At 51.5% G+C, this 12,035-nt stretch carries 6 protein-coding genes; 5 read left to right on the forward strand and 1 reads right to left on the reverse strand.

Annotated elements, in window-relative coordinates:
• Nucleotides 1-102: 102 nt before the first annotated feature.
• Nucleotides 103-1,446, reverse strand: a complete 1,344-nt coding sequence (locus CRO33_RS09075) for an MFS transporter (RefSeq protein ID WP_097117909.1) — start codon at nucleotides 1,444-1,446, stop codon at nucleotides 103-105.
• A 580-nt stretch (nucleotides 1,447-2,026) separates the two neighbouring features.
• Here CRO33_RS09075 and CRO33_RS09080 point away from each other — a divergent pair.
• From CRO33_RS09080 to CRO33_RS09100, 5 genes are all read left to right on the forward strand, one after another.
• Nucleotides 2,027-7,576: an autotransporter outer membrane beta-barrel domain-containing protein gene (locus CRO33_RS09080; protein ID WP_097117910.1), complete on the forward strand. Its 5,550-nt coding sequence runs from the start codon at nucleotides 2,027-2,029 to the stop codon at nucleotides 7,574-7,576.
• Between the two features lie 320 nt (nucleotides 7,577-7,896).
• Nucleotides 7,897-9,342 carry a sugar porter family MFS transporter gene (locus CRO33_RS09085; RefSeq protein WP_097117911.1) on the forward strand — a complete coding sequence of 482 codons (1,446 nt, stop codon included), beginning with the start codon at nucleotides 7,897-7,899 and terminating at the stop codon, nucleotides 9,340-9,342.
• 144 nt (nucleotides 9,343-9,486) lie between these two features.
• Nucleotides 9,487-10,308 carry a TIM barrel protein gene (locus CRO33_RS09090; RefSeq protein ID WP_097117912.1) on the forward strand — a complete coding sequence of 274 codons (822 nt, stop codon included), beginning with the start codon at nucleotides 9,487-9,489 and terminating at the stop codon, nucleotides 10,306-10,308.
• Between the two features lie 33 nt (nucleotides 10,309-10,341).
• A complete protein-coding gene (locus tag CRO33_RS09095; RefSeq protein ID WP_097117913.1) occupies nucleotides 10,342-11,352 on the forward strand; it encodes a Gfo/Idh/MocA family protein in 1,011 nt (336 codons plus the stop codon).
• A gap of 233 nt (nucleotides 11,353-11,585) precedes the next feature.
• Nucleotides 11,586-11,837, forward strand: a complete 252-nt coding sequence (locus tag CRO33_RS09100; protein ID WP_236699759.1) for a hypothetical protein — start codon at nucleotides 11,586-11,588, stop codon at nucleotides 11,835-11,837.
• The last annotated feature ends 198 nt before the right edge of the window (nucleotides 11,838-12,035 follow it).

The following is a 12,035-nucleotide window of genomic DNA, read 5'->3' on the forward strand; positions in this document are numbered from 1 at the left end:
GAAAAGTCATGCTATTGCAAGAAGGGGGTCTGGCAAATGCTTTAAATGGCATTGCATATCTGAATAAAGCATATGGGCGCACCTTAGTGCGCCCATCGTTAATTAATGTTGTTCCCAGGTATGATATTCGCCATCACGTCGGCCTGGAGCCGTTTCAGGCAATCGCAGCAGGCCTACAACGGAAATCACCCCCAATACTGCAACATACAGCGCCAGGCCATACCAGTGCCCATCGGTGGCCTGCAAGATTTTCACCGCGACTAAGCCAAGCACGCCACTGCCAATTAACGATCCCACCTGCCAAATCACTGCAATGCCGCTGCAGCGAATATGCGTCGGGAACAGTTCCGGGAACCAGGAAGCCTGTGGGGCGTAGCACATACTGTGGCCCAGCGTCAGCGCGACAATCATCGCACTTTGCGTTAGCCAGTAGCTGTTTTGGGACAGGGCATAAAAGAACGGCACGATGGAAATCACAATCAGCAGTGCACCCATCATGTATACCGGTTTGCGACCGATCTTATCGGATAACGCCCCCATCAGCGGAATGGCAAATACCTCGAGTATCACAGCCACAATCATGCTGTTCATCAGTATGCCGGCGTCGAGATTGTTGGCTTTGCCCCACGCCAGGATAATCACCGTGAAGAGGGCAAAGGCGCAAGCTTCAATTAATTTAGCCGCCACACCATTGATGACTAATTTCGGATTACCGCGAATCACTTCTTTTAACGGACGCGATTCGGCGGCCTTGGTTTCGCGAATGGCGGCGAACACTGGCGATTCATCGATGCGCAAACGAATAAACAATCCTACGATGACCAGCACTGCGCTCAGTAAGAAGGGCACGCGCCAACCCCAATCCATCATTTGTTCCGCGCTCAGGGAGGCATTAAGAATTGCGAACAGTGCCAGCGGCAGCAGGAACCCAACCGGCGCACCGATTTGTACCCAGCTGGCAAAAAAACCACGACGTGATGCTTGCGAATATTCTGCGGTCATCAGGACCGCGCCAGCTTGTTCGCCGCCCACGCCAAAACCTTGCAGCAGACGAATAGCGATCAACAACACCGGTGCCCAGATGCCGATCTTTTCATAGGTTGGCAGCAAGCCAATACAAAAAGTACCGAGACCCACTATCAGGATGGTGGCCACCAGCGCTTTTTTACGTCCCACTTTGTCACCAATATGGCCAAAAACGATGCCGCCAATCGGCCGGGCGAGGAAGCCAACGGCATAAGTTGCAAACGCGGCGAGGGTGCTGATCAAAGGGTCGTGGCTGGGGAAGAACAGGTGGCCAAAAAACAGCACTGCAGCCGTGCCATAGGCAAAGAAATCATAATATTCCGCCGCGGTGCCAATCGCCGAAGCACTGGCGACACGACGAATGAGTGAGGTGTGATTTCCCTGTGCCGTTTGGGTCTGAGTAAAAGTGGAAGATGCCATAGTCAAAATCCTGCAGGTTTAAAATTTTAGACTACCATACAAGGATGTTTGTTGGTTTGTTGCGCGAACGATCACAAATTTACGATGGTGCGAATTTACATCCTCGCTTTGATTCCTGCCTTCGAGAATCGACAGCATATCAATTTTGAGTCAATTATTTCCGACCCGCTACAGCGCTGCGCTTATTAATCTTCATAACATTAATATTCAAAATAGAATGGATCTGTTTCACTGGGAAATCGTTTTTTCTGTTATCTGCGAATATCGATAATAAGAATATATAAGCCTCAATAAACCCAGTAATGAATGGACTTTAAATTTAGACTAATGCATTGATATAAATGAAGATGAATCCATTAAGTCACCCCGCGTTACCTGCTGATTTTCAGTGGTTAATTCTTAATTTGACTTAAGCCTTCCTGTTTGCCTTAACTCCAGCTAGACGTTTTCTTTACGAAATGGTGAGATAACTCGACATAATGCACTCTCCATTCTTGTTCTCAAGTTTATTAAACCAATCGTCATGCGCGGTATTAGTTTTTTCCGCGCGGAAAATATTATTTTCTCTCTGGAGGAAAAGATGTTATTTAAATTAAAACCGCTGGTTATCAGTTTGCTGGCTGCACAAGGCATTATGATTCCTGCGATGCAAACCAATGCCGCCGTGATTCAACCCTTTGACCCTGCGAAAAATGACAACAAAGTGGGGGTGTTTTGCGTGTGCAACGGCAGCACACAATCGCTAACGGGGTTGCCGCAATTTACGCCGGGTAAAAGTGGCGAATTGCAGGTCTCCATTGGCGAGTTACAGGATCAAGGCCGATTGGTGACAGATAACAACTTATTGGGTAAAGAGAGGTTGAGTCTGGGGGCGCAAGATTTCACGATCTCCGTGCCTGATGAGGATCACCGCTCTTACAGCAACTTTCAGACTTATAACACTGCCGCGTTAAGCAATCTCGCCCCGGTCGATAGCAGCACCCTGGTCACCGATTTCGAAGAGGTGAAGAATCAGCAGTACATCGATTCGCGTGTTGCCTCAGTGAGTAATGGCACTATCAACGTGCAACTAGGCACTGAGGGAGCCAGCACGGTGGCAAATGGTTGGGAGATGGCGGCAAAGCAGAGCCGCTTATTCACTGCCAGCAACAAAGGCAACATGAACTGGGATTCGGATAACCGTATTACATTCACCGCGACGCAGATTCCTGCCGTGTCGCGGTGGGGTCTGAATGTGGACAATCTGGTGGCGTATAACGGCGCATTTAGTGTGACCAGCCTCTATGGCGATACCACCGACTTTAACGTGACGTCGTTGAGCGACCTGCAAAATTACAACGACTGGCTGATTGAGCAACTGCAGAATGGCCAAATTAGTTCCGCTGACTACAACAACGAATTTAATAAAGCAGTGACGCTCAGCAGCGGGCAGGTGGTGTGGGGAGTGAATACCCCGGATGACGATGAAGCTTTCCTGCCAATAGGCGAGCGCGTGGTGCTCAGCGCTGACGGTGCCAATGCGCGTGCCACTATTGAGGCAGGAAAAACCCTTGAGGTGGCGAATGCCAACGGCGGAGCGATGCGCGCGGACAATGGTGCCACCGCAACCATTAACGGCAAGTTAGCGAGTACCGGTAGCGGAATCACCGATAATGATGCCCTGGTATTAACCAACGGCAGCAGCGGCATCAACAACGGTGTGATTAATAGTGGTTTCTTTAATAACGCCGATGGGAGTGGCATTGATACCAGCACGCTCGGCATTAACGGATTAGCGGTGAATGCCAGTGATAGTCACTTTATCAACAACGGCATTATCAACAGCGCGGGATCAGCCGTTGTGCTGGATAAGAGCGAAGGGGTGAATAACGGCACCATCAATCTGGTCGGCGACAACGGCAGTGCAACAGCGGTGACGCTTAGCGGCGATGCGAGCACCTTTACTAACAACGGCACAATCTATCTTGGCCGTACGCCGCAAAATCATCCCGGTGATGCAACGTCTGACATTATGCTGGATAGCGCCACCGGTATCCTTCAGTTGGGTCGCAACAGCGCAGTCAACAACGGCCACATCATCATGGGTTCGGGCGTACAAAGCGGCGCGGCGATGAGCGTGTCTGGCGGCGCGGATGCCGTCACCCTGAATAATGGCGTCATTGATGTCAATGGTCGCGGCACTGGACTGGCGGTGATGGACTCTGGCAGCGGCGGTCAGGTGGGCAATGCCGGAGTGATTAACCTGAATGGCGATAACGGTACCGGCCTGTTGGTGATGGCGAATGACGGTGGTTTTGCGCACGCCTGGTCTGATGGACAAATCAATATTGCTGGCAATGCAAATGTCACGGAAGGAACACGTAACACCGCAGTATGGGTGAACGGTATCGATAGCGGCGTCGCTTCGGCGGAGATCAGCGGACCGATCACCTTAAACGGAGTTGGCGCGATTGGGATACGCGCGGAAGGCAATGCCACGGTGAATGTGTCGCAGGCGGCTCTACCCACGGGTAATAGCGGTGCCGATCAAATCACCTTTCTCGCTATGGGGCCGAACGCAAAAATTTTACTGCCCGAGAATGGCCACTTCGGCGTAACGGGAGATAACGCATCCATCTTTCGTGTGCAGGATGGCGCGAGCTTTGATGGCAGTGGCATGACGTTAACTTCAAACGGCAATCTTTCCACCGCCGTCCTGGGCAGTGGTGATAACACCACGGTCAGCACTGGCAATGCCATCTTTAATCTCGGCGAAAATGGCATCGGGTTGCGTATTGAGGGTGCTGCGCAGGGCACGATTGACGCTGCAACTACCGTCAATATGAATGGCATACATAGCATCGTGGCACAGGTACAAGGCAATCGTACCGACCTCAATGGCAATATTACCAACTCCACAACGCTGCCTTACACCAACACGCTGCTGACTAACAATGCCAATATCTATGGCTCGCAGGATCGGCAGATTGGTTTTATTGCCAGTAGCTCTGGGCAGCTGATCAATAACGGTGATATCGCACTGGAAGGCAGCAACACGGTGGGGATTGGCTCGCTCGGCGGGAATGCCACCAACAATGGCACTGTGTCGATCACGAATGGCAGTAGCGGGCTTTACACCGAGGGTTATACCTATTCGGTTGGCGCTCGTGCGACCAACAACGGCACGATCAATGTCTCCGCCGGCAATGCCAGCGCGACACAGCCTTCCGTGGGCGGCGTAGCTTTTGGGGACGCCGCTTATTTCTACCAAAATGGCACCATCAATCTGTACGGTGAACATGCGGTGGGCGCACAGGCGGGCAATGGCGGAACGGTAGTGATTGGTGAAGGCAGTCAAATTGCATTCCATGCTGCCAATCAAATCGGTTATCAGGCGCTTGAAGGCTTTAGCAGCATTAGCAACAGCTCCAATTTGACGACGGATGCGGAGAACATCTCGTTACTGAGTGCAGGCGACGGCGGCTATATCAATAACCAGGGTACCGTCACCGTCAATGGCAACAACAGCCGCGCGGTTGCACTGACGGATGGCGGCCTTCTGGTCAACAGTGGTTCGATTTCCGCTTATAAAGGTGTGGCTTTGGATGCCTCATCAGGAGCGTCAACTTATCGGCAAAGCAGTGGACAGATCTATTCCGAAGGGACCGCTGCCATTCGTGTTGGCAATGGCGGTTCGCTTAACATTATTGGTGATGGGCAAGGCGAACAGTACAACAGTTACAGCAGCAATATCTGGTCCAGCGGTGACGCAGACACGGTGTTGATTGATAACGGTGCCGCAGGATTTATCGCCGATCATGTGGAATTGAGTGGTGCCCGCAATCTTATTAATAACCGCGCTGAAACCAGCAATATTGCACTGAATTATGTGCGACTGGACGTCAATGGCGGTAATGGCATTCGCTCGGCAACGTCGTTCGGCTATGACGACCATGTTTATATCAACGTCAGCAGCAACAGCCTGACCAACGCGCCCGGCATCGGCTATCTGTTTGCTAATGAAGATGGTTCTGTCACCCACAACGATTTGACCCTCGGTCCCAATTACACCATTTTCCTTTCGGGTGCCAATACTACCGGCGTACGCGCTAATACGACCGGCAGAGTGATCAACGAAGGCTTTATCGGTGTGTATGACTTTAGTGGCGGATCGGCGATTGTCACTGACACCGCCAGTGAAGTGATTAACCGGGGCAGTATCGTCTCAAACAGTAAAGTCTCACCGGTGATTGATCTGCGCGGAGGTCAAACACTGTTTATCAACCAGGGGCAAATCAGCGCCACCTTCCCGGATATTGAGGTGGTGGCGGGCGGCGCGACCAACGACCGCATTGCACTGATGTCAGGCAGCGTGGTGGGGGATGTGAATACGGGGGCCGGTAACGACATCGTGCAGGTGTCCGGCGGCACGCTTAATGGCAGCGTGACAATGGGGAGCGGTACTAACCAGGCGCTGGTGGAGAAGGTTGATCTGGCCAATACCCGGCACATCACCACGCAGAATGGCGCAGGCAGCACGCTCTATTTTAATGACATCAATGCGCGCGGCGGGTCATTTAGCGCCGATGACCTGAGCAAAGGCACCAACCTTGGCGGTGGCTGGAGCACCATCAACTTCGATAACACTCAATGGACGTTGACCGATAACCTGAAACTGGCGCACAGCACCATTAATATCGGCGAAGGCTCAACGTTGTATGCGGGCAACGGCGTCAATCCACTGCTGAGTGGCGCCACCGACGGTTCGCTGGTGATGAATAATGCCGGTACGCTGGATCTGACTAATGGCAATGGTGTTCCGGGCAACACGCTAACCATCGATGGCGATCTCAATTCAGCTGGCGGACGCGTGAAGCTCAATACGCAAATTGATACAGGCGTCAGTGACAGTGTGCGTGTGAATGGCAATACCAGCGGCACCACTCTGCTGGATGTTAACCCGACGGGGAACCGTCTGGCGGTGATGACGCCTGAACAGGGCATTGCACTGGCGCAGGTAACCGGCAATGCCAGTGCTAACAGCTTCGCGCTGGCAAAGGGCTATGTCGCCGCGGGTCCTTATCAATATGGTCTTTACAGCGGTTCTAACGGAACCGGTCAGGATTTTCGTCTCGCGAGTAACTTTGTCAGCGATGCAGCAGGTAATGCGGTGCGCCCACAACTTACGCCTCAGATGCCATCTTATATTTCTGCGCCGGTCGGGCTGGCCTACTACAACATGGCGGTGATGGACGATCTTCATAAGCGACTGGGAGAGCTACGTCAGGATTCAGGCAGCAGCGCGGGCAATGGCGGTGAGATGTTTATACGTTATCTGGGTTCCAATCTCACCTACAAGACGGATCGCAGCCTGAGTCAAAACGGCTACGATTTCGATCTTGATTACAGCGCAGTGCAACTGGGCGGCAATCTGATTCATCTTCAAGGCGCCAGCGACAGTTTGCGAGCCGGAGTGGCCTATACGCGCGGTAATGCCCGTATTCGTCCTGATGCAGCGGACGGTTACAGCTCGACCACTTTCGATAGCGATACCTTGTCGCTGTACGGCACCTGGCTGCGTGACAGTGGCTTCTATGTTGATGGGGCACTGTCATTCGACTGGCATCGTGGCGATACCGATATTGCGCGGCAAAAAGAGGTGGGCAAACTGAAAGGCAATGGCTGGGGCGCTTCACTGGAAACCGGCTATCCGTGGCAGTTGGGCAATGGCGTACGTCTCGAACCGCAGGCGCAGTTAATGTACTTGCAACTTAACATGGATGATCTGGTGGATCGGGATAACACACGCGTCAGTTGGGGCAATTACGATCAAACCATTGGCCGCGTGGGCGCGCGTTTGGATCGCACCTGGCAAGATACAGCCGGCCAGCAATATACGCCTTATCTGCGCACCAGCTATACGCGTGGTTGGGGAGGGGCGGCCACTACGCGAGCGGGCATTAACGGCGGCGCGGACAGTGTCAGTTTCTACAGCGGAAAGTTCGGACAGATGTGGGATGTGGGCATCGGTGGTACGGCCGCGCTAAAAGGGAATCTCTCATTGTATGCCGAGGCCGACTATCGTCAGGAAATTGACGGTAACGGTACGAAAGGCTGGCGCTATAACGGCGGGGTTCGCTGGCAATTCTGATCGCGTTTACCTTACGCCAATATCCATTGGCGTAAGGTTTTTCTTATTTCCTCTCTCGAATGTTTAAATACATACACGCCGCTATTAATAAACATTGCCCACCTCAATCCAGGGTTATTCGAATCCATCTTCGCCTCTCACTCTTTAAATTAACGCTCCCTTTTGATGTTTAACCATCAAAATAAATCAGCCAGAATGCTTGATATCACATTTCGGAAAATGAATTTCAAATAAAAATTAACATGAAATAAAAATACCGATAGCGTCATTTTCTGTTTTGTTCTGCTGTATTTCCAAATGCGTTTTTACCAGGAGAGGTTATGGAAAAAGAACTGTATATCTCGACCAATACCGCGTCAGGCCCGAATAGCGTGACGCGAACTGAGCCTTTTGTGAAGATTATTGCGCTGGTGGCAACGCTCGGCGGATTATTATTTGGCTACGATACTGGGGTGGTATCGGGTGCGCTGTTATTTATGCGCAGTGACCTGCAATTAACGCCCTTCACCACCGGCCTGGTGACCAGCTCGTTACTGTTTGGAGCCGCATTCGGCGCTTTGCTGGCCGGACATTTCGCCGATGCCATGGGCCGGCGCAAAATCATCATCACTCTGGCGTTTATTTTTGCCCTTGGCGCAGTCGGTTCAGCCTTTGCGCCGGATGTTGTGTCGATGATTATGTCACGACTTTTCCTCGGCATTGCCGTGGGCGGTGCTGCGGCGACTGTGCCGGTGTATATCGCTGAAATCGCGCCAGCCAATAAACGCGGCCAACTGGTGACCTTACAGGAGTTGATGATTGTATCGGGTCAACTGCTGGCGTATGTCTCGAATGCAACCTTCAATGAAATCTGGGGCGGTGAACATACCTGGCGCTGGATGCTGGCACTCTCGACTGTTCCCGCCGTGCTGTTGTGGCTGGGCATGATTTTTATGCCAGAAAGCCCGCGCTGGCTTGTGATGCGAGGCAATATCCGCGAAGCCAGGCATGTGTTGGAGAAGACCCGTGCAGCAGACGATGTTGAGTGGGAGTTAGAAGAGATTGAAGAGACCATTGAAGAAAACCGGCAGAAAGGTAAAGGTCGGCTGCGCGATCTGCGTACGCCCTGGCTACGTAAGGTGTTTCTGTTAGGTATTGGTATCGCTGCCATCCAGCAGTTGACCGGCGTGAACACCATTATGTACTACGCGCCGACCATGCTGACAGCAACGGGGCTGAGCAATGATGCCGCGCTGTTTGCCACCATTGCCAACGGCGTCATTTCCGTGTTGATGACCCTGGTCGGGATTTGGATGATAGGCAAAATCGGTCGTCGACCGCTGGTGCTGGTGGGACAGATGGGCTGTACGGCTTGCCTGTTCTTTATTGCCGCCGTGTGCTTCTTCATGCCGGAATATCTGGCAGGCGGAGAGGTCAATCTGCTGCGTGCCTATCTGGTATTGACTGGCATGCTGATGTTCCTGTGTTTCCAGCAAGGCGCACTTTCCCCGGTGACCTGGCTGCTGCTTTCGGAGATCTTCCCGGCGCGCATGCGTGGGATCTGCATGGGCGGCGCGGTGTTCGCACTGTGGATGGCCAACTTTGCTATTTCAATGGCATTTCCAATATTGCTGGCTGCTTTTGGTCTTGCAGGCGCATTCCTCACCTTCGCGATCATCGGTATTGGTGGCTCGATGTTTGTGCTGCGCACCATTCCGGAAACGCGGGGGCGCAGTCTGGAACAGGTCGAGCATTACTTCTTCGCGCTGTATGACGGCAAGCCTTAGGATGGATTTGCGAGCTTGATGTAAATCACTCAACGATGACGCAGTATAAATCCAGAAGATAAATTACTATCAAAACACGCTAAACACTGCAGCAAAACAGAATAAACAAAACACAATGCGCTGATAATCATTTCAGGAAATAACATGAGCCAGAAAATAAGCCGTGACCGCTTTTGTATTAATCGAAAAATTGCGCCGAACTTAACTATTAATCAGTTTTTCACCCTGGTGAAAGATTTAGGGATAAATAAGGTCGAGATTCGTAATGATATGAAGGGCGGAAGTGTGACGGATGGTTTAGGGGGCGAGAAAATTCGTGAATTGGCAAATCAACATGCGCTGACCATCGAAACAATCAATGCGGTGTATCCCTTTAACCAGTTATCCGCTGAGATATTGGAAAAAACACGGGGTTTATTAAAAGACGCACGTGAAACCGGGGCGAAAGCGCTGGTGCTGTGCCCACTCAATGACGGAACGGTGGTCTCCAGTGAACAAACGGTTGCCGCTTTAAAAACGCTCGCGCCGCTGTTCGCCGAATACGGCATTGAAGGGCTGGTGGAACCTTTGGGCTTTCCACAGAGTTCGCTGCGTTCGGCGGCACTGGCACAACAGTTGATCAAACAGGCAGATGTGCCATTCAAGATCGTGCTCGATACCTTCCATCATCATTTGTATGAAGGCGCAGAACAGGACTTCGCCGGTGGCGTTGACGTTAACCGCATTGGATTGGTTCACCTGTCTGGTGTGACGGATACACGTCCAACTGCAGAATTGACTGATGAAGAACGCATCATGCTCAGCGCTGATGACATGTTGCAATCGAAACGACAAGTCCAGCGCCTGGAGGAGAGAGGTTACACCGGTACTTACGCGTTTGAACCCTTCTCGTCAGTGATGGAAGCGTGGAGCGAAGCGGATATCGCGCGTGAGATTCGTACCAGCATTGATTATCTGAACCATTAATTTTACTCGTACAGAAGAACGAAGGAACAAACCATGACGCTGAATATTGGTGTAATTGGCACTGGCGCAATCGGGCGCGAACACATTCGTCGTTGCAGTCAGGTGCTGCAAAACGCTCGCGTGGTTGCACTGAATGACATCAACCGTGCTAACTGCGAGCAGGTCCTGACCGATCTCGCGCTCAAAGCCGAGATCTATGACAATGCACATGACCTGATTAATGCTCCCGATGTACAGGCGGTTCTGGTGACATCATGGGGCCCGACACATGAAGAATTTGTGCTGGCAGCGATTAAAGCCGGGAAAGCGGTATTTTGTGAAAAGCCGCTGGCGGTGACGGCGCAGGGTTGTATGAACATTGTGGAGGCGGAGATCGCGAGTGGTAAAAAGCGCGTGCAGGTTGGCTTCATGCGCCCTTACGATAGCGGCTATCGTGCATTGAAAAGCGTTATTGATAGCGGAGACATTGGCGAACCCTTGATGCTGCACTGCGCACACCGTAACCCGGAAGTCGGCGATGCCTACACCACGGACATGGCGATTACCGATACGCTGATCCATGAACTGGATGTTCTGCGCTGGTTGCTGAAAGACGATTACGTCAGTGCTCAGGTGATTTACCCGCGTAAAACCCGTAAAGCCTCATCCCATCTAAAAGACCCACAGATAGTTCTGCTGGAAACGGCGAAAGGTGTGCGTATTGACGTCGAAATTTTCGTCAACTGTGCCTATGGCTATGATATCCAGTGTGAAGTGGTGGGTGAGACCGGGATTGCGAGCTTACCTGAGCCGATGTCCGTTCAGACGCGAAGCGCGGCTAAACTCTCCACGGGAATTCTGATCGACTGGAAAAAGCGCTTCATCGATGCCTATGATGTGGAATTGCAGGATTTCATCAACAATGTGTTGTCTGACAACATGACGGGCCCATCGGCCTGGGATGGCTATGCTGCGGCGGTTGCTGCCGATGCTTGTGTTGCCGCGCAGAACAACGGTGAGATTGTGCCGATTACCATGCCACCACGCCCTGCGTTTTATCAATGACGGAAACACGGGCGCACCAAGTGCGCCCGTGTCAGTAGCCAGCGTCAGAAAGTGTGCTTGATTTATCGTTGGAGATTCACCGCTAAGTGCTGTATAAATATTCAGTTCATTTAAAGCGAGATGGCTTGTTTTGCCTTCTAAAAGGGCTACTTTTTCAGACTTGAATTGAATGTTGCCCACATTTAAATGTCGAAATTTCAGGAAAGGTTGAGTTTTTACTTTGAGGAGGCATCATGTTGAAACGGTTGATGCCCGTTGACGGTTTAAACTTCGTGAAGTCAGGAGATCATATGCCAAAATTTCTGGAGCGTTTTCTCAGCATGCCGGGGCGATTGATGCAATCAATCAACCAGCAGGATATTGAGCAGTCAAATGACAGTAAAATTATCACTGATGCGAACGGTAATGCCTGGTTAAATATGAGTAATCCGCAGGTCCGCGATTCCATGCAGGCTCGCATGAAGGAATTGGCCGCGAAACGTTAAGGATTAACGATGGGTCCGTTGGTGATTATGGTTGTATTGGTCTGTGGCTTTTGGTTTACAGAAAATCATTATCAAAATCACGCATACGCCAGGCCAGAACTAATGGCTGGACATCGTACTTTTATGTTGCCATGCATGGTTGCAAGTTTGTCATTCAGGGATTTTGCCTGGTTCTGTTCATCTACCTGTTTTTACTCA

It is taken from the genome of Pantoea sp. GL120224-02, from assembly GCF_900215395.1.
Taxonomy (GTDB): domain Bacteria; phylum Pseudomonadota; class Gammaproteobacteria; order Enterobacterales; family Enterobacteriaceae; genus Pantoea; species Pantoea communis.

What these genes read in the sequence shown, in the direction of transcription:
- CRO33_RS09090 (WP_097117912.1), top strand. Translation starts at nt 9,487, where the DNA reads ATGAGCCAGAAAATAAGCCGTGACCGCTTTTGTATTAATCGAAAAATT.
- CRO33_RS09080 (WP_097117910.1), top strand. Translation starts at nt 2,027, where the DNA reads ATGTTATTTAAATTAAAACCGCTGGTTATCAGTTTGCTGGCTGCACAA.
- CRO33_RS09085 (WP_097117911.1), top strand. Translation starts at nt 7,897, where the DNA reads ATGGAAAAAGAACTGTATATCTCGACCAATACCGCGTCAGGCCCGAAT.
- CRO33_RS09075 (WP_097117909.1), bottom strand. Translation starts at nt 1,446, where the DNA reads ATGGCATCTTCCACTTTTACTCAGACCCAAACGGCACAGGGAAATCAC.
- CRO33_RS09095 (WP_097117913.1), top strand. Translation starts at nt 10,342, where the DNA reads ATGACGCTGAATATTGGTGTAATTGGCACTGGCGCAATCGGGCGCGAA.
- CRO33_RS09100 (WP_236699759.1), top strand. Translation starts at nt 11,586, where the DNA reads ATGTTGAAACGGTTGATGCCCGTTGACGGTTTAAACTTCGTGAAGTCA.